The sequence below is a fragment of the Microvirga sp. HBU67558 genome, from assembly GCF_018069605.1.
Lineage (GTDB): Bacteria > Pseudomonadota > Alphaproteobacteria > Rhizobiales > Beijerinckiaceae > Microvirga > Microvirga terrae.
The window spans coordinates 1-18149 of the sequence record NZ_JAGPUP010000460.1 but is presented as its reverse complement, the minus strand read 5'-3'; the positions used below and the strand labels follow the sequence as shown (position 1 = coordinate 18149).

At 64.3% G+C, this 18149-nt stretch carries 13 protein-coding genes, 1 tRNA gene and 1 pseudogene; all 15 read right to left on the bottom strand.

The window, feature by feature from the left end; translation table 11 throughout:
- Positions 1 to 110: 110 nt before the first annotated feature.
- Entirely contained in the window at positions 111 to 2186 is a 2076-nt protein-coding gene (gene fusA, locus KBI52_RS06620) for an elongation factor G (RefSeq protein ID WP_210806205.1), read from the bottom strand.
- 19 nt (positions 2187 to 2205) lie between these two features.
- Complete coding sequence (gene rpsG / locus KBI52_RS06615; RefSeq protein ID WP_036358330.1) at positions 2206 to 2676, bottom strand: 30S ribosomal protein S7; 471 nt, start codon at positions 2674 to 2676, stop codon at positions 2206 to 2208.
- A gap of 27 nt (positions 2677 to 2703) precedes the next feature.
- Positions 2704 to 3075: a 30S ribosomal protein S12 gene (gene rpsL, locus KBI52_RS06610; RefSeq protein WP_009764294.1), complete on the bottom strand. Its 372-nt coding sequence runs from the start codon at positions 3073 to 3075 to the stop codon at positions 2704 to 2706.
- Positions 3076 to 3610: 535 nt separating this feature from the next.
- Positions 3611 to 7786, bottom strand: a complete 4176-nt coding sequence (gene rpoC / locus KBI52_RS06605; RefSeq protein ID WP_210806203.1) for a DNA-directed RNA polymerase subunit beta' — start codon at positions 7784 to 7786, stop codon at positions 3611 to 3613.
- A gap of 110 nt (positions 7787 to 7896) precedes the next feature.
- Positions 7897 to 12027, bottom strand: coding sequence for a DNA-directed RNA polymerase subunit beta (gene rpoB, locus KBI52_RS06600; RefSeq protein ID WP_173945252.1), 4131 nt, complete (start codon positions 12025 to 12027; stop codon positions 7897 to 7899).
- A gap of 246 nt (positions 12028 to 12273) precedes the next feature.
- The gene (rplL, locus tag KBI52_RS06595; protein WP_173945253.1) at positions 12274 to 12654 is read right to left on the bottom strand and encodes a 50S ribosomal protein L7/L12; all 381 of its coding nucleotides are present in this window, start codon (positions 12652 to 12654) and stop codon (positions 12274 to 12276) included.
- A 53-nt stretch (positions 12655 to 12707) separates the two neighbouring features.
- The gene (gene rplJ / locus KBI52_RS06590) at positions 12708 to 13226 is read right to left on the bottom strand and encodes a 50S ribosomal protein L10 (RefSeq protein WP_173945254.1); all 519 of its coding nucleotides are present in this window, start codon (positions 13224 to 13226) and stop codon (positions 12708 to 12710) included.
- Positions 13227 to 13815: 589 nt separating this feature from the next.
- Positions 13816 to 15084: an RNA polymerase sigma factor gene (locus tag KBI52_RS06585; RefSeq protein WP_210806207.1), complete on the bottom strand. Its 1269-nt coding sequence runs from the start codon at positions 15082 to 15084 to the stop codon at positions 13816 to 13818.
- 48 nt (positions 15085 to 15132) lie between these two features.
- Positions 15133 to 15555, bottom strand: a complete 423-nt coding sequence (locus tag KBI52_RS06580; RefSeq protein WP_173945256.1) for a YciI family protein — start codon at positions 15553 to 15555, stop codon at positions 15133 to 15135.
- A gap of 183 nt (positions 15556 to 15738) precedes the next feature.
- The gene (gene rplA, locus KBI52_RS06575) at positions 15739 to 16440 is read right to left on the bottom strand and encodes a 50S ribosomal protein L1 (RefSeq protein ID WP_173945257.1); all 702 of its coding nucleotides are present in this window, start codon (positions 16438 to 16440) and stop codon (positions 15739 to 15741) included.
- Positions 16441 to 16450: 10 nt separating this feature from the next.
- On the bottom strand, positions 16451 to 16879 hold the full coding sequence (gene rplK / locus KBI52_RS06570; protein ID WP_152718393.1) for a 50S ribosomal protein L11: 429 nt from the start codon (positions 16877 to 16879) through the stop codon (positions 16451 to 16453).
- Between the two features lie 170 nt (positions 16880 to 17049).
- Positions 17050 to 17583 (bottom strand): transcription termination/antitermination protein NusG, encoded by a 534-nt coding sequence (gene nusG / locus KBI52_RS06565; RefSeq protein WP_173945258.1) that lies wholly within the window; start codon positions 17581 to 17583, stop codon positions 17050 to 17052.
- 12 nt (positions 17584 to 17595) lie between these two features.
- Positions 17596 to 17796: a preprotein translocase subunit SecE gene (secE, locus tag KBI52_RS06560; RefSeq protein ID WP_173945259.1), complete on the bottom strand. Its 201-nt coding sequence runs from the start codon at positions 17794 to 17796 to the stop codon at positions 17596 to 17598.
- 164 nt (positions 17797 to 17960) lie between these two features.
- Positions 17961 to 18037 (bottom strand) — tRNA-Trp (locus KBI52_RS06555).
- 43 nt (positions 18038 to 18080) lie between these two features.
- Positions 18081 to 18149, bottom strand: a pseudogene (locus KBI52_RS06550) (elongation factor Tu); the annotation flags it as partial.

Sequence of the window (18149 nt, the reverse complement as noted above, 5' to 3'; positions counted from 1 at the left end):
TCCACGTGACCAATCGTCCCAATGTTGCAGTGCGGCTTATTGCGCTGAAACTTTTCCTTCGCCATCGTGGCACCCGTTCCTTTGATCGTTCAAATATTCGCTTAGTGGGTTCAGGCGTACTTCGCCTGAACCTCAGCAGCCACGTTCGACGGCACCTGCTCGTAGTGGTCGAACTGCATCGTGTAGTTGGCCCGGCCCTGGCTCATGGAGCGCAGGGTGTTCACGTAGCCGAACATGTTGGCGAGCGGGACCATCGCGTTGATGACCACGGCGTTGCCGCGCATGTCCTGACCCTGGATTTGGCCACGACGGGAGTTGAGGTCGCCGATGACCGAACCCGTGTAGTCCTCGGGGGTCACGACCTCGACCTTCATCACCGGCTCGAGCAGAACCGATCCGCCCTTCTGGAGGGCCTCACGGAGAGCGGCGCGAGAAGCGATTTCAAAGGCCAGGGCCGACGAGTCGACTTCGTGGAAGGCGCCGTCGATGAGCTCGACCTTGACGTCAACCACCGGGAAGCCGGCGATCACGCCAGCGCCGACGACCGACTGGAGGCCCTTTTCGACACCCGGGATGTATTCCTTCGGAACCGCACCGCCGACGATCTTCGACTCGAAGGAGAAGCCCGCACCCTGATCGTTCGGCTGGACAACCAGCTTCACGCGAGCGAACTGGCCGGTACCGCCGGTCTGCTTCTTGTGGGTGTAGTCGATCTCGGCCTTCTTCGTGATCGTCTCACGATAAGCCACCTGCGGAGCGCCGATGTTCGCATCGACCTTGTAGGTGCGACGGAGAATATCGACCTTGATGTCGAGGTGAAGCTCGCCCATGCCCTTCAGGATCGTCTGACCGGACTCCTGGTCGGTCGAGACGCGGAAGGACGGGTCCTCGGCAGCCAGCTTCGAGAGTGCCAGGCCCAGCTTTTCCTGGTCGGCCTTCGACTTCGGCTCAATGGCGATCTCGATCACCGGCTCCGGGAACTCCATGCGCTCGAGGATCACGGCCTTGATCGGATCGCAGAGCGTGTCGCCGGTGCGGACGTCCTTGAGGCCGGCCAGGGCGACGATGTCGCCGGCATAAGCTTCCTTGATGTCCTCGCGGTTGTTCGCATGCATGAGCAGCATGCGGCCGACGCGCTCCTTCTTGTCGCGGGTCGAGTTCAGGATCGAGGAACCGGCCTCGACCTTGCCCGAGTACACGCGGCAGAAGGTGATCGTGCCCACGAAGGGATCGTCCATGATCTTGAAGGCGAGCATGGCGAAGGGGTCCTGGTCGGACGGCTTGCGGACGGTCTCTTCTTCCGTCTTGAAGTCGATGCCTTCGACCTCGCCACGATCGACGGGGGACGGCAGGAAGTCGACGACGGCGTCGAGGAGCGGCTGAACGCCCTTGTTCTTGAACGCCGATCCGCACAGGACCGGGTGGAACGCGCGGCGCTGCACGGCGGTACGAACCAGGCGGCGCAGGGTCGCGTCGTCCGGCTCCTGGCCGTCCAGGTAAGCCATCATGGCCTCGTCGTCCATCTCGACGGCAGCTTCGATCAGCTTGCCGCGATACTCGACAGCCTGGTCCTTCAGGTCGGCCGGGATCTCTTCCTCGCTGAAGGAAGCGCCCAGAGCCTCGCCGTTCCAGACGATCGCCTTCATCTTGATGAGGTCGACCACGCCCTGGAAGTTGCTCTCGGCGCCGATCGGCAGCTGAAGGCAGACGGGCTTGCCGGCCACGCGGTCGATGATGTCGGCCACGCACTTGAAGAAGTCGGCGCCGGTCTTGTCCATCTTGTTGACGAACACGATGCGGGGCACGTCGTACTTGTCGGCCTGGCGCCAGACGGTCTCGGTCTGGGGCTCGACGCCCTGGTTGCCGTCGAGAACGCAGACTGCGCCGTCGAGCACGCGCAGCGAACGCTCGACTTCGATGGTGAAGTCGACGTGGCCGGGGGTGTCGATGATGTTCAGGCGCTTGTCGTTCCAGAAGCAGGTGGTGGCAGCGGATGTGATCGTGATGCCACGCTCCTGCTCCTGCTCCATCCAGTCCATGGTGGCGGCACCCTCGTGCACTTCACCGATCTTGTGGGACTTACCAGTGTAGTACAGGATGCGCTCGGTCGTAGTGGTCTTGCCGGCATCAATGTGGGCCATGATGCCGAAATTGCGGTAGTCCTCAATCGCGTGCGTGCGGGGCATCGCTCAGCTCCTCGGGCCGTTACCAGCGGTAGTGCGAGAACGCACGGTTGGCTTCCGCCATACGGTGGGTGTCTTCGCGCTTCTTCACGGCGTTGCCGCGGTTGTTGGATGCATCGAGCAGCTCGGCGGACAGACGCTCGACCATGGTCTTGTCGTTGCGTCCGCGGGCAGCCTGGATGATCCAGCGGATCGCGAGAGCCTGACGGCGCTCGGCACGAACCTCGACCGGGACCTGGTAGGTCGCACCGCCGACGCGGCGGGAACGGACCTCGATCGCCGGAGCGACGTTGTCGAGTGCCTGCTTAAAGACCTCGAGCGGGTTCGCCTTGGCGCGGCTCTCGATGCTGTCGAAGGCACCATAGACGATGCTCTCGGCAGCAGACTTCTTGCCGTCGTACATGATGGAGTTCATGAACTTGGTGACTACGATATCCCCGAACTTCGGATCCGGGATGATCTCACGCTTTTCGGCGCTGTGGCGGCGGGACATGAGCTGACCTCAATAACGGTTGACGGCTTACTTCGGCCGCTTCGCGCCGTACTTCGAACGACGCTGCTTACGATTCTTCACGCCCTGGGTGTCGAGAACACCGCGGAGGATGTGATAACGGACACCCGGAAGGTCCTTCACGCGGCCGCCGCGGATCATGACCACGGAGTGCTCCTGAAGGTTGTGACCTTCACCCGGGATGTACCCGATGACTTCGAACCCGTTCGTCAGACGAACCTTGGCGACCTTACGCAGAGCCGAGTTCGGCTTCTTCGGGGTCGTCGTGTAAACGCGCGTGCACACGCCACGCTTCTGCGGGCAGGCCTCAAGCGCGGGGACCTTGTTCCGGCTCTTTTGCGCCGTCCGCGGCTTGCGGATCAGCTGAGAGATCGTTGGCATCCTGTGCCCTCTTTCGCCAGCCACCGACCCGGTGGCCTTCTGAGTGTCTTCAACGGTTGAACGCTGCGCCCCGCTTCTGCGGACCTTTTGGGTTGCACAAAGCGAAGCCACGCCATTGACTCGGGTAAGCCCCTGGCGCGGTGCGATTGCAGAGGACCACGATTTTCGTCACCGCGGTCGTGCCCTAAATCTGACATGTGTCAGTCAAGGTTGAGTTCGGCAGCGTTTAGGTCGCATCGGTCGAAGCTAGGCGCTTCGACTGGCGAAAACCTACGGCCAGCCGGAAAGTCTGGTCTCTCTAGCGTCCGAGTCGCGGAAAGTCAACTGGTTTCCGCTAACCAATCGGAAAGGAACCGACCGGGAGGCTTGTCGCCGGGCTTCACTTGTATGTGGGAGCGGGGACGGCGGGTGCAAGGGTCGGTGGGCTCGGCCCCCCGGAAGCCGCCAAGCTTGGCAGCCGTTCCACCTCACCCCTGCCGGACACGAAAAGGCCGCCCGGAGGCGGCCTTTCCAGTCGTACCGAAGCTCTGCAGCCTTATTCGGCTGCCGGAGGCAGTTCGCTGACCTGAGCCTGGGACTCGGAGCGCTTCTGCTGCAGGATCAGCTCGTCGCGATGGGTCGCGACGGCCTTGACCTGAGCGGTGAGCGCGCCGGTGCCGGCCGGGATCAGGCTGCCGACGATGACGTTCTCCTTGAGGCCCTCGAGGGTATCGACCTTGCCGTTGACCGCCGCCTCCGTTAGGACGCGGGTGGTCTCCTGGAAGGACGCCGCCGAGATGAAGGAGCGGGTCTGCAGCGAGGCCTTGGTGATACCGAGCAGAACCGGCACGCCTTCGGCGGGCTTCTTCTTCTCGGCCACGAGACGCTCGTTGATCTCCTCGAACTCGAGGCGATCGACTTGCTCGCCGTTGAGCAGCTCGGAATCGCCGCCCTCGGTGATCTCGACCTTCTGCAGCATCTGGCGAACGATCACCTCGATGTGCTTGTCGTTGATGAGCACGCCCTGGAGGCGATAGACCTCCTGGATCTCGTTCACCAAGTAGGCAGCCAGCTCCTCGACGCCCTTGATCGCGAGGATGTCATGGGGCGCAGGGTTGCCGTCGACGATGAAGTCGCCGACCTCGACCACGTCGCCGTCCTGCAGGTGGATGTGCTTGCCCTTCGGGATCAGGTACTCCACCGGCTCGGAGCCATCGTGCGGGTTCAGCGTCAGGCGACGCTTGCTCTTGTAGTCGCGGCCGAACTGGATCGTGCCGGACTTCTCCGCAATGATGGCCGCGTCCTTCGGACGACGGGCCTCGAACAGCTCCGCCACGCGCGGCAGACCGCCCGTGATGTCGCGGGTCTTGGCGCTCTCGGTCGAGACGCGGGCGAGGATGTCGCCGGCCTTGACCTTCGAGCCCGGATCGGACGCGAGGATTGCGTCGACGGGCAGCAGGTAGCGGGCGTCGCCGCCGCGGGCGACCTTGGCCACCTTGCCGCCGGCGCCCTGGATGACCACCGCCGGACGCAGATCGGCCGTACGCGGAGATCCGCGCCAGTCGATGACCACGCGCTTGGCGATGCCGGTCGACTCGTCCATCGACTCGATCATCGATGCGCCGTCGACCAGGTCCTCGTAGCCCACCGTACCGTCGATCTCCGTGAGAATCGGACGGGAATAGGGGTCCCACTCGGCGATGCGCTGGCCGCGCTTGATCGTGTCGCCCTCGTCGACCTTCAGACGGGAACCGTATTGCAGGCGGTGAACCGCCCGCTCGGTGCCGTCCTGGCCGATGATCACCACAGCCACGTTGCGGCCCATGACGACGAGGTCGCCGTCGGAGTTGCGCGCAATGTTCTTGTTGCGGAAGCCGATCTTGCCTTCGAAGCTCGACTCGATGAAGGACGAATCCGCGATCTGGGCCGCACCGCCGATGTGGAAGGTGCGCATGGTCAGCTGCGTGCCCGGCTCACCGATCGACTGCGCGGCGATGACGCCTACCGCCTCGCCGTGGTTGACCGGGGTGCCCCGGGCCAGGTCGCGGCCGTAGCAGGTGGCGCAGACGCCGTTCTTGGACTCGCAGACCAGCACCGAGCGGATCTTCACCTCCTGGATGCCGGCAGCGCCGATCGCCTCGAGATGATGCTCCTCAATCATCGTGCCCTGGGGCACGATGATTGTGCCGTCCTGAGCCACCAGGTCCTCGGCGGTCGAGCGGCCGAGGATGCGGGAGGCCAGCGACGCGACCACCTGGCCGGCGTCGATGATGGCCCGCATGCGGATTCCCCTCTCGGTGCCGCAATCCGGCTCACGGATGACCGCGTCCTGCGCCACGTCCACGAGGCGGCGGGTCAGGTAGCCCGAGTTCGCCGTCTTGAGCGCGGTGTCGGCCAGCCCCTTTCGGGCGCCGTGAGTCGAGTTGAAGTACTCGAGAACGTCGAGGCCTTCCTTGAAGTTCGAGATAATCGGCGTTTCGATGATCTCGCCCGACGGCTTGGCCATGAGGCCGCGCATCGCCGCGAGCTGCTTCATCTGTGCCGGCGAACCACGAGCGCCCGAGTGGGACATCATGTAGATCGAGTTCACCGGCTTGTCGCGACCCTGATCGTCCTTCTGGACCGTCGAGATCCGGTTCATCATCTCGGCAGCGAGGCGGTCAGAACACTTCGCCCAGGCGTCGACAACCTTGTTGTACTTCTCGCCCTGGGTGATGAGACCGTCCTGGTACTGCTGCTCGTAGTCCTTCGCGAGGGCACGAGTCTCCTCGACGATCTCCCACTTGTTCTCCGGGATCACCATGTCGTCCTTGCCGAACGAGATGCCGGCGCGGAACGCGTTGTAGAAGCCGAGACCCATAATGCGATCGCAGAAGATCACCGACTCCTTCTGACCGCAATGCCGGTAGACGGCATCGATCATGTTGGAGATCTCCTTCTTCGTCATGAGCTTGTTCACGACGTCGAAGGGGAGCATCGGGTGCTTCGGCAGGAGGCGCGAGAGCATCACGCGGCCGGGGGTGGTATCGACGATCTTGGAGACCGGCTGACCATCCTCGCCGAGGCCTTCCCAGCGGTAGCGGATCTTCGTGTGGAGCGTGATGACCTTCTCGTTCAGGGCGTGCTCGATCTCGCCCATGTCGGCGAAGGCCTTGCCCTGGCCGGGCTGGCCGTCCGACACGATGGAGAGATAGTAGAGGCCGAGAACGATGTCCTGCGACGGCACGATGATCGGCTGACCGTTGGCCGGGTGCAGGATGTTGTTCGTCGACATCATCAGCACGCGGGCCTCGAGCTGGGCCTCGAGCGAGAGCGGCACGTGGACGGCCATCTGGTCACCGTCGAAGTCCGCGTTGAACGCGGCGCAGACGAGCGGATGCAGCTGGATCGCCTTGCCCTCAATGAGGGTGGGCTCGAAGGCCTGGATGCCGAGGCGGTGGAGAGTCGGGGCGCGGTTCAGGAGCACCGGATGCTCGCGGATGACCTCGTCCAGGATATCCCAGACTTCCGGCTTCTCCTTCTCGACGAGCTTCTTCGCCTGTTTGACGGTGGCGGAGAGGCCCCGCGCGTCGAGCTTGGCATAGATGAACGGCTTGAACAGCTCGAGCGCCATCTTCTTCGGCAGGCCGCACTGGTGCAGCTTGAGCTCCGGACCGACCACGATGACCGAACGGCCCGAGTAGTCGACGCGCTTGCCGAGCAGGTTCTGGCGGAAGCGGCCCTGCTTGCCCTTCAGCATGTCGGCGAGCGACTTCAGCGGACGCTTGTTGGCGCCCGTGATGACGCGGCCGCGGCGGCCGTTGTCGAACAGTGCGTCAACCGCCTCCTGGAGCATGCGCTTCTCGTTCCGGACGATGATGTCCGGCGCACGCAGCTCCATCAAGCGCTTCAGGCGGTTGTTGCGGTTGATGACGCGGCGATAGAGGTCGTTCAGGTCCGAGGTCGCGAAGCGGCCGCCGTCGAGCGGCACGAGCGGACGCAGATCCGGCGGGATCACCGGCACGACCGTCATGATCATCCATTCCGGCTTGTTGCCGGACTGGACGAAGGCCTCGATGATCTTGAGGCGCTTCATGAGCTTCTTGGGCTTGAGCTCCGACGTGGTGACGGCGATCTCCTCGCGGATCTCCTGCGCGGTTTTCTCGAGGTCGAGCTCCTGCAGGATCCGGCGGATGGCCTCCGCGCCGATCATGGCCGTGAACGAGTCCTCGCCGTACTCGTCCTGAGCACGGATATACTCCTCCTCAGTGAGGAGCTGACGGTCCTTCATGGGCGTCAGGCCAGCATCGACGACGATGTAGGACTCGAAATAGAGGATGCGCTCCAGATCCTTCAGGGTCATGTCGAGCAGCAGACCGATGCGGCTCGGCAGGGACTTCAGGAACCAGATATGCGCGACGGGCGCGGCGAGCTCGATGTGGCCCATGCGGTCGCGACGGACGCGGGCCAGCGTCACCTCGACGCCGCACTTCTCACAGATGACGCCCTTGTACTTCATGCGCTTGTACTTGCCGCACAGGCACTCGTAGTCCTTGATGGGACCGAAGATGCGCGCGCAGAACAAGCCGTCGCGCTCGGGCTTGAACGTACGGTAGTTGATGGTCTCCGGCTTCTTGATCTCGCCATAGGACCAGGACAGAATCTTCTCAGGGCTCGCGATCGAGATCTTGATCTGATCGAAGCTCTGCGGCTGGGCCGTCTGGTTGAAGAGATTCATGACCTCTTGATTCATCGCCGTCTCCTGGGCTGAAGGGCGCTTACATAAGCACCCTCACCGGCAATTGCATGGGGCCGCGGCAGGAAAGCCGCGGCCGAACGTCAAACTTGATGCGCCGGAGGCGCTTATTCGGCGGCCTCGGACGGAGGCAGCTGCTCCTGCTCGTTGGCGGCGCGCTTGGAGTTGGTCAGCTCCACATTCAAGCCGAGCGAGCGCATTTCCTTCACGAGAACGTTGAAGCTCTCCGGAATGCCCGACTCGAAGGTGTCGTCGCCGCGCACGATGGCCTCGTAGACCTTCGTACGGCCGGCCACGTCGTCCGATTTGACCGTGAGCATTTCCTGGAGCGTGTAGGCGGCGCCGTACGCTTCCAGAGCCCAGACCTCCATCTCGCCGAAACGCTGGCCGCCGAACTGGGCCTTGCCGCCCAGCGGCTGCTGGGTGACGAGGCTGTAGGGGCCGATCGAGCGGGCGTGGATCTTGTCGTCCACGAGGTGGTGGAGCTTCAGCATGTAGATGTAGCCCACGGTCACCTTGCGGTCGAACGACTCGCCCGTGCGTCCGTCATAGAGCGTCACCTGACCCGACGGGTTGAGGCCGGCCTTCTCGAGCATCGCCTCGATATCCGCCTCCTTGGCACCATCGAAGACGGGCGTGGCGAAGGGGACGCCGCGGCGCAGCTTGTTGCCGAGCTCGACGAGTTCCTCGTCCGAAGCCTCCTCGATCTCCGGCAGGTTGCCGTAGATCGACACCAGCTGCTCCCGCAGACCCTGCGACTTGCCCGACTTCATGTAGGCGTCGACGGCCTGCGCGACCTGCTTGCCGAGACCGGCGGCAGCCCAGCCCAGGTGCGTTTCGAGGATCTGGCCCACGTTCATGCGGCTCGGCACGCCCAGCGGGTTGAGCACGATGTCCGCGTGGGTGCCGTCCTCCAGGAACGGCATGTCCTCGATCGGCACGATCCGCGACACGACACCCTTGTTGCCGTGACGGCCGGCCATCTTGTCGCCGGGCTGGATCTTGCGCTTCACAGCCACGAAGACCTTGACCATCTTCATGACGCCCGGAGGCAGCTCGTCGCCGCGCTGCAGCTTCTCGACCTTGTCGAGGAAGCGCTGCTCGAGGCGCTTCTTCGACTCGTCGTACTGCTTCTGCATGGCCTCGATCTCGGTCATCAGAGCATCGTCTTCGACCGCGAACTGCCACCACTGCGACCGCGGGTACTCGTTGAGGAGCTCGCGGCTGATCTGCGTGTCCTTCTTGAAGCCTTTCGGGCCCGCAACGGCGCTCCGGCCCGAGAGGATCTCGGCCAAACGCGCATAGGTGTTGCGATCGAGGATCGCCTGCTCGTCGTCGCGGTCCTTCGCGAGACGCTCGATCTCCTCGCGCTCGATGGCCTGGGCGCGCTCGTCCTTGTCGACGCCGTGACGGTTGAAGACGCGGACTTCCACGATGGTGCCGGTCACGCCCGGGGGCACGCGCAGCGAGGTGTCGCGGACGTCCGAGGCCTTCTCGCCGAAGATGGCGCGCAGAAGCTTCTCTTCCGGCGTCATCGGGCTCTCGCCCTTCGGGGTGATCTTGCCGACCAGGATGTCGCCCGCATGGACTTCGGCCCCGATATACACGATGCCGGCCTCGTCGAGGTTCTTCAGCGCCTCCTCCGACACGTTCGGAATGTCGCGCGTGATCTCCTCAGGACCCAGCTTCGTATCACGGGCCATCACCTCGAACTCTTCGATATGGATCGAGGTGAAGACGTCTTCCTTCACGATCCGCTCGGAGAGCAGGATCGAGTCTTCGAAGTTGTAGCCGTTCCACGGCATGAACGCGACGAGCACGTTCCGGCCGAGCGCCAGCTCGCCGTATTCGGTCGAGGGACCGTCGGCGATGATGTCGCCCTTGCGCACGAGGTCGCCGGCGCGCACCAGCGGCTTCTGCGTGATGCAGGTCGACTGGTTGGAGCGCTGGAACTTCTGCAGGCGATAGATGTCGACGCCCGGACGGGTCGGATCGGTGTTCTCCGTCGCGCGGATCACGATACGGGTCGCGTCCACCTGGTCGACCACGCCGGTGCGGCGGGCAGCGATGGCGGCACCCGAGTCGCGGGCCACGACGGCCTCCATGCCGGTGCCGACGAACGGAGCGTCCGCCTGGACCAGAGGCACGGCCTGGCGCTGCATGTTCGAGCCCATGAGGGCGCGGTTCGCGTCGTCGTTCTCGAGGAACGGGATGAGCGCGGCCGCCACCGACACGAGCTGCTTCGGCGACACCTCCATCAGGTCGACGCGATCGGGAGCCGCCACGATGTTTTCACCGGCACGGCGGCAGATCACGAGCTCTTCCGTCAGGGTCCCCTGGCCGTCGAGCGGCGAGTTGGCCTGGGCGATGTTGTACTTCGCCTCCTCCATGGCGGAGAGGTAGATCACCTCGTCCGTCACGCGGCTGTCGCGGACGCGGCGGAACGGCGTCTCGATGAAGCCGTACTTGTTGACGCGGGCGAAGGTCGCGAGCGAGTTGATCAGACCGATGTTCGGGCCTTCCGGCGTCTCGATCGGGCAGATGCGGCCATAGTGCGTCGGGTGCACGTCGCGCACCTCGAATCCGGCGCGCTCGCGGGTCAGACCACCCGGGCCGAGGGCCGAAAGGCGACGCTTGTGCGTGACTTCGGACAGCGGGTTCGTCTGGTCCATGAACTGCGACAGCTGCGAAGATCCGAAGAACTCGCGCACCGCGGCAGCCGCCGGCTTCGCGTTGATCAGGTCCTGCGGCATGACCGTGTCGATATCGACGGAGGACATGCGCTCCTTGATCGCGCGCTCCATGCGGAGCAGACCCAGGCGGTACTGGTTCTCCATGAGCTCGCCGACCGAACGCACGCGGCGGTTGCCGAGGTGGTCGATGTCGTCGATCTCGCCCTTGCCGTCGCGCAGGTCCACGAGCGCCTTCGTGACCGCCAGGATGTCCTCGCGGCGCAGGGTGCGCACGGTGTCCTCGGCGTCGAGGTCGAGGCGCATGTTCATCTTCACGCGGCCGACCGCCGAGAGGTCGTAGCGCTCGGGATCGAAGAACAGCGAGTTGAACATGGCTTCCGCCGTCTCGAGGATCGGCGGCTCGCCCGGACGCATGACGCGGTAGATGTCGAACAGGGCATCCTCGCGGGAGGAAGCCTTGTCGATGGCAAGGGTGTTGCGGATGTACGGACCGACCGTGACGTGGTCGATGTCGAGCACCGGGATTTCGGTGAACCCGGCATCCTCCAGACCCTTGAGCAGCTTCTCGGTGATCTCGTCACCCGCTTCGGCGTAGATTTCGCCCGTCGAGGGGTTCACGAGGTCTTCGCCGATGTACTGGCCGTACAGGTCTTCGTCCGAGGCGCGCAGGTTCTTGAGGCCCTTCTCGGCGAGCTGGCGGGCGGCGCGCGCCGTCAGCTTCTTGCCGGCCTCGAGCACGACCTCTCCGGACTTGGCGTCGACCAGGTCCACGGAGGCCTTGAAGCCCTTCATGCGCTCGGCGTCGAACGGCACCGACCAGGCGTCGCCGTCGCGGGTGTAGATGACGTGGTTGTAGAAGGTGTTGAGGATCTCCTCCCCGTCGAGTCCCAGGGCGTAGAGCAGCGACGTGGCCGGGATCTTGCGCTTGCGGTCGATACGCGCATAGACGATGTCCTTGGCGTCGAACTCGATGTCGAGCCAGGACCCGCGATAGGGGATGATGCGGGCGGCGAACAGCAGCTTGCCCGAGGAGTGCGTCTTGCCCTTGTCGTGGTCGAAGAACACGCCCGGGGAGCGGTGCATCTGGGAGACGATGACGCGCTCGGTGCCGTTCACGATGAAGGTGCCGTTATCCGTCATGAGCGGCATGTCGCCCATGTAGACGTCCTGCTCCTTGATGTCCTTCACGGAGCGGGCGCCGGTGTCCGGGTCCACATCGAACACGATGAGGCGCAGCGTGACCTTGAGCGGCGCAGCGAAGGTCATGCCCCGCTGACGGCACTCGTCCACGTCGTATTTCGGCGGCTCGAACGTGTATTTCACGAACTCGAGCAGGGCAGTATTCGAAAAGTCCGAAATCGGGAAAACCGATTTGAAGACGGCTTGCAAGCCCTCTTCCGGCCGGCCACCCTTTGGTTCTTCGACCATCAGGAACTGGTCGTAGGATGCCTTTTGAACCTCGATCAGGTTCGGCATCTCCGCCACTTCCTTGATTTTCCCGAAGAACTTGCGAATGCGCTTCCGGCCGATCAGTGTGTTGGCCATCTGGACCTCGTTCCTCATACACGGCTAATCGAGAACCCCGGTGGGTCAGGCTTCTCGATTAGCCGCCCGGCGAAAAGCGCCGGTTTTTCGAACCAATCCGGGCTCGCGGCGAGCCCTTCCAAAAATGCCGTCACCGAAGCTTGGCCTCTTTGACGACACAACGGCCCCAAGCGAAATTGCTTGGGACCGTGTGTTTTTGAGCCCGATTTCTCGGGGGTAACCCTGCAGCCCTGAAGGGCCGCAAAATTACTTAAGCTCGACCTTGGCGCCGACCTTCTCGAGGGTCGCCTTGATCTTCTCGGCTTCGTCCTTGGAAGCGCCTTCCTTGACAGGCTTCGGCGCACCTTCGACGAGGTCCTTAGCTTCCTTCAGGCCCAGGCCCGTGATGCCACGGACTTCCTTGATGACCTCGATCTTCTTGTCGCCGGCAGCAGCCAGGACGACCGTGAACTCGGTCTGCTCTTCGGCCGGAGCAGCGCCAGCGCCACCGGCGCCCGGAGCGGCCGCAACGGCAACAGCCGCGGCAGCGGAGACGCCCCACTTCTCTTCGAGCATCTTCGAGAGCTCGGCGGCCTCGAGAACGGTCAGCGACGACAGATCGTCAACGAGCTTGGCAAGATCAGCCATTTCTTAGTTCCTTAAAGTTCAGTTCGAACGGTTTGATGGTTGAGGTTACGGCCTCACGCCGCTTCGCCTGTTTTGGCATAGGCCCCGAACACGCGGGCGAGCTTCGCCGCCGGCGCAGTGCTGAGCTGAGCGATCTTGGTGGCCGGGGCCTGGATGAGGCCGACCAACTTGCCGCGCAGTTCATCGAGGGACGGCAGAGTGGCAAGCGCCTTCACTCCGTCCACGTTCAGGGCGGTCGTTCCCATTGCGCCGCCGAGGATCACGAGTTTTTCGTTAGCCTTGGCGAAATCAACAGCGACCTTGGGCGCCGCGACCGGATCGCTCGAGTAAGCGATCAGGGTCGGACCTTTCATGAGGCCCGAGATGGACGCGACGTCCTTGCCTTCGAGAGCGATTTTGGCGAGGCTGTTTTTTGCGACCTTCACGGTGGCGCCGGCCTGCTTCATCTGCGCGCGCAGCTTCTGCATGTCGGCGACCGTGAGACCAGCATAGTGGGCGACGACGACAACGCTCGTGGTGTTAAACACGTCGTTGAGAGTCGAGACGAGCTCGCGCTTTGCTGCTCTTTCCACTGGGCTCTCTCCGGTTGGCGGATATGTCCGCCGGTTGCATTTGCCGTTCAAGGCCCGGACTTGCATCCGAGGGCATCCCTGAACGACGCTCTCGCAAGCCCTGTCCCCCAAATGACGCCTGGCGGCGCACCGGGTGAGATGGTTCGAACCGACTCTCTTCACCTGCGTTGAACAGGTGTCAAACTCGGCTTCCCCGTCTATGCAGGCCCTTTCGAATTAAACCGGCAAGCCGGCACCTGCAGTCTCGGACAGGACATAGCCGGAACGCGCCAAAGGTCACCCTTTGGCTCGCCGGCTTGTCACCGCCCCGTCTCCGGGACGGATTCGCAGCCAGAAGCCCGCGCAAAAGCGAGCCTCGGCCTATGTTGGAAACTCAACGCGTTCTATTAAGCCTTTTTGAAGCATTTGCCAAGAGGAAATTTCCCGCCTCGGGGAACTAATTGACGTTGCATCATCTCGGCAGAGCCGGAATGCCCGCCTGAACGCTTCCATGTGCAACAATGTGATGGCGGCCGGCTGCCCTTTCAAGGGGTCGCCAGGGCCGCAGCCTTCCAGCACCGGCGGTTGCTTGCCATCCGCGGCAGATCGCTCAGCCCTCCCTCGCCCGGCAGATGACTGCCCGTCCAAGGAGAAAGTCTCTCTCCCGCTCGTTACCGCTCAGCGACGCCGCGAGTTCGAACTGAACCCTGGCTTCGGCCGCCCGGCCGGCCCGGAGCAGGAAATCGCCCCTTGCCGCGGGCAGCGGGGCATAGCGGGGCAAGGCGGCGGGATCGATCCGGTCCAACAGCGTCAGGCCGGCCTCCGGGCCGAACGCCATGCTGTGAGCCACCGCCCGGTTGAGATCGACCACCGGCGAGGGCATCACAGCGCGGAGGTCGTCGTACAGGCCGGCGATCCTGCGCCAGTCGGTCTCCTCCGCCCGGTTCGCCCGAGCGTGACAGGCGGCGAGCGCGGCCTGAAGGGCATAAGGTCCGTTTGCGCCGCCCAGCGCCCGGGCACGGTCGAGGGCGGCCAGGCCCCGGCCGATCAGGAGCCGGTCCCAGCGGGCACGGTTCTGCTCGGTCAGGGGGATCGGCATGCCGTCCGGGTGGAGGCGGGCCGACAGGCGCGAGGCCTGGATCTCCATGAGCGCCAGAAGGCCGAAGACCTCCGGCTCGTCGGGGGCCAGGCCGGCCAGGATGCGGCCCAGGCGCTGACCCTCGACGCAGAGGGTCGGACGGGTGAGATCGGGCCCGGACGTGGCCGCATAGCCCTCGTTGAAGATCAGGTACACGACCTCGAGGACCGATCCGAGACGCTCCTGCCGCTCCCTGCCCCGCGGCACCTCGAAGGAGAGGCCAGCCGCGCCGAGCGCATTCTTCGCCCGAACGATGCGCTGAGCGACGGCGGCCTCGCTCGCCAGATAGGCGCGGGCGATTTCCTCCGTGGTCAGCCCGCCGATCAGGCGCAGGGTCAGGGCCGCCCGGGCGTCGGGAGACAGAACCGGATGGCAGGCCGCGAAGATCAGGCCCAGAAGCTCGTCCCCGACATCGTCGTCCATGGCGGCCTCGAGCGCCTCGATGCCGGCCCGGTCCGGTTCCGACAGATCACGGCCGATCTCCGCGTGCTTGCGGGCCAGCATCCGGTCACGCCGCAGCCGGTCGATGGCCCGGCGCTTGGCCGCGGCGGTCAGCCAGGCACCGGGATTGGCCGGAACGCCGGCTTTCGGCCATTCGGACAGGGCCGTCACGAAGGCATCCTGCGCCAACTCCTCGGCGAGCTCCACGTCGCGCAGCATCCGGGCCAGGACCGCGATGATCCTGGCCCGCTCGATCCGGAAGATCGCCTCGATCGCCCGGCGGATATCGGCGGCCGTCATGGCTTCACGCAAGTGGCCGCTGGACGTCCGGGCCGATCATTGACGGGCTCACATCCCTGGGGTCTTCGCACGGAGCTGCTTGTCCCGCTCGGCGATGTCCGGGGTCACGACATCGCCGAAATCGGCCATCTCGTAGAACGGCCGGATCTCGATCTCGCTCGGGCCGAACATCGGGTTTGGGCAGCGCTTCACCCACTCGACCGCCTCGGCCATGTCCTTGACCTCCCAGACCCAGAAGCCGGCGACCAGTTCGCGGGTTTCGGCGAAGGGCCCGTCGATGACGGTGCGGCTCGGGCCGTCGAAAGCGACCCGCTTGCCCTGCGATGACGGCTTGAGCCCGTCGCCGGCCAGGAGAATCCCGGCTTTGACCAGCTCTTCGTTGAATCGCCCCATAGCCTCGAAGAGTTCGGTCGTCGGCATCACGCCCGCTTCGCTGTCCTCGGTGGCCTTCACCATCACCATCACGCGCATCGTCTCGTCTCCTTGATTGGGGAGGCCGTACAGGCTCTCCTGCCCGTACGACGAACGGACACCGGCCTGATCGACATCCCACCGGGTGCTTTTTTGCACGAAGATGGACCTGAAAGGGACTCGGAAACGAAAAAGCCCGGCGCAACGGCCGGGCTTTCTCAGTTTTCATGGGGATGGGCTTGTTCAGCCACCGATCACCGAGGAGGGATCGACCTTCACGCCCGGGCCCATCGTCGAGGAGATCGCGACGCGCTGGATGTAGGTGCCCTTGGCGCCCGTGGGCTTCGCACGGGAGACCGCATCGGCGAAAGCCTTGATGTTCTCCACGAGCTTGCCTTCGTCGAACGATGCCTTGCCGATACCGGCATGGACGATGCCGGCCTTCTCGACGCGGAACTCGACGGCGCCGCCCTTGGCGGCCTCGACGGCGCCCTTCACGTCCATGGTGACCGTTCCGACCTTCGGGTTCGGCATCAGGCCGCGCGGGCCGAGAACCTTACCGAGGCGGCCGACGAGCGGCATCATGTCCGGAGTGGCGATGCAGCGGTCGAAATCGATCGTGCCGCCGTTGACGGTTTCGAAAAGCTCCTCTGCGCCGACGATATCGGCACCGGCAGCCTTGGCCTCGTCGGCCTTGGCGCCGCGGGCGAACACGGCAACGCGAACCGTCCGGCCGGAGCCGTTCGGCAGGTTGCAGACGCCGCGGACCATCTGGTCGGCGTGGCGGGGATCGACACCGAGATTCATCGAGACCTCAATGGTCTCGTCGAACTTCGCCTTGGCGCGTTCCTTGATCAGCTTCACCGCGTCCTGGATCGGGTAGAGCTTGGTGACCTCGATGCCCTCGCGGGCCGCGCGAATGCGCTTACCTTCGTTTGCAGCCATCATGCCCTCCTTACGCCACTTCCATGCCCATCGAGCGCGCGGAGCCCTCGATCATGGCCATGGCGGATTCAACGGTGTCGCAGTTGAGATCGACCATCTTCTTCTCGGCGATCTCGCGGATCTGGTCGCGGGTCACGCGGCCGACATTGCCGCCCTTGCCGGGGGTCTGCGAACCCTTGTCGATCTTCGCGGCCTTCTTGAGCCAATACGAGACCGGGGGCTGCTTCATCTCGAAGGTGAAGGAACGATCCTGGTACGCGGTGATGATCACCGGGATCGGGGTGCCCTTCTCCATCTGCGAGGTCTTCGCGTTAAAGGCCTTGCAGAATTCCATGATGTTCAGGCCGCGCTGACCGAGCGCCGGACCGATCGGCGGCGACGGGTTAGCTGCGCCTGCGGGCACTTGAAGCTTAACGTAGCCCGAGATTTTCTTTGCCATAGGACTGCTCCCAATGGACCAACCGCCCGGCGCCAACCGAGCGGAATGGCAGTTGCAGATCGCGGTGCAGCCTGTTCGCCCCGGCTGGCGACCGGGCAGACCTCCCGCGGATGAAGGCTCCTGTCAGGGAGCCTGGAAAGCGGCACCGCTCGGGCGCCGCTTCCGTCCAGTCAGATCTTTTCGACCTGGCCGTATTCGAGTTCGACCGGGGTAGCGCGGCCGAAGATGGAGACCGCCACCTTGAGGCGGGCCCGGGAATGGTCGACTTCTTCGACGACGCCGTTGAAGGAGGCAAACGGACCGTCGGAGACGCGCACCTGCTCGCCGACCTCGAAGCTGACGGACGGCTTCGGGTGTTCGACACCTTCGGCCACCTGGCCCTTGATCCGCTCGGCCTCGCGGTCCGGGATCGGAACAGGCTTGGACTTGTCGGCGCCCAGGAAGCCCGTGACCTTGGGGGTATTCTTGATGAGGTGGTAGACCTCGTCCGTGAGATCGCACTTCACCAGCACGTAGCCCGGGAAGAACTTGCGCTCGGTGTCGACCTTGCGGCCGCGGCGCACCTCGACGACCTTCTCGGTCGGGACCATGACCTCGTCGAACTTGTCCTCAAGCCCGCGCTGCGCCGCCTGGTCCTTGATCGACTGGGCGACCTTGTTCTCGAAGTTGGAATAGGCGTGGACGATGTACCAACGCTTCGTCATTGCATGCGCCCCTTAACCGCCAAGCCCAAGGATCACCGAGCGAACGCCCCAGCCGATCGCCTGATCGACGACCAGGAAGAACAGGCTGGCCACCACCACCATCACGAACACCATGGCGGTCGTGATCATGGTCTCCTTGCGCGTCGGCCAGGTCACCTTCGCGGCTTCCGAGCGGACCTGCTGTATGAAATCGAACGGGTTCGTCTTCGCCATTTCCTTAACGTCCACATCACCTTGAGAGCGGCTGCGAACGTCCTCTATGGGCATGCTTGAGCCCAAATTGAAGGGGCGCGAGGCTGCTTTTCGAGCCTCGCGCCACCTGTTCAAACCATCTACGGGGCGCCTCTCTAACGCAAAACGCCCGCTTTGTCGACCGCTGGCAGGAGTGGAGGGACTCGAACCCCCAACCCCCGGTTTTGGAGACCGGTGCTCTAGCCGATTGAGCTACACTCCTCCGGCGGTCAACAGGTGGCGGGATCCCGCCACCTGGATCGGTATTAGTCCATCACGGCGGCGACGACGCCGGCGCCGACGGTACGGCCGCCTTCGCGGATGGCGAAGCGCAG

What these genes read in the sequence shown, in the direction of transcription:
- KBI52_RS06585 (WP_210806207.1), bottom strand. Translation starts at nt 15,084, where the DNA reads ATGACGGCCGCCGATATCCGCCGGGCGATCGAGGCGATCTTCCGGATC.
- rpsL (WP_009764294.1), bottom strand. Translation starts at nt 3,075, where the DNA reads ATGCCAACGATCTCTCAGCTGATCCGCAAGCCGCGGACGGCGCAAAAG.
- secE (WP_173945259.1), bottom strand. Translation starts at nt 17,796, where the DNA reads ATGGCGAAGACGAACCCGTTCGATTTCATACAGCAGGTCCGCTCGGAA.
- rpoC (WP_210806203.1), bottom strand. Translation starts at nt 7,786, where the DNA reads ATGAATCAAGAGGTCATGAATCTCTTCAACCAGACGGCCCAGCCGCAG.
- rplL (WP_173945253.1), bottom strand. Translation starts at nt 12,654, where the DNA reads ATGGCTGATCTTGCCAAGCTCGTTGACGATCTGTCGTCGCTGACCGTT.
- nusG (WP_173945258.1), bottom strand. Translation starts at nt 17,583, where the DNA reads ATGACGAAGCGTTGGTACATCGTCCACGCCTATTCCAACTTCGAGAAC.
- rplK (WP_152718393.1), bottom strand. Translation starts at nt 16,879, where the DNA reads ATGGCAAAGAAAATCTCGGGCTACGTTAAGCTTCAAGTGCCCGCAGGC.
- fusA (WP_210806205.1), bottom strand. Translation starts at nt 2,186, where the DNA reads ATGCCCCGCACGCACGCGATTGAGGACTACCGCAATTTCGGCATCATG.
- rplA (WP_173945257.1), bottom strand. Translation starts at nt 16,440, where the DNA reads ATGGCTGCAAACGAAGGTAAGCGCATTCGCGCGGCCCGCGAGGGCATC.
- rpsG (WP_036358330.1), bottom strand. Translation starts at nt 2,676, where the DNA reads ATGTCCCGCCGCCACAGCGCCGAAAAGCGTGAGATCATCCCGGATCCG.
- rpoB (WP_173945252.1), bottom strand. Translation starts at nt 12,027, where the DNA reads ATGGCCAACACACTGATCGGCCGGAAGCGCATTCGCAAGTTCTTCGGG.
- KBI52_RS06580 (WP_173945256.1), bottom strand. Translation starts at nt 15,555, where the DNA reads ATGCGCGTGATGGTGATGGTGAAGGCCACCGAGGACAGCGAAGCGGGC.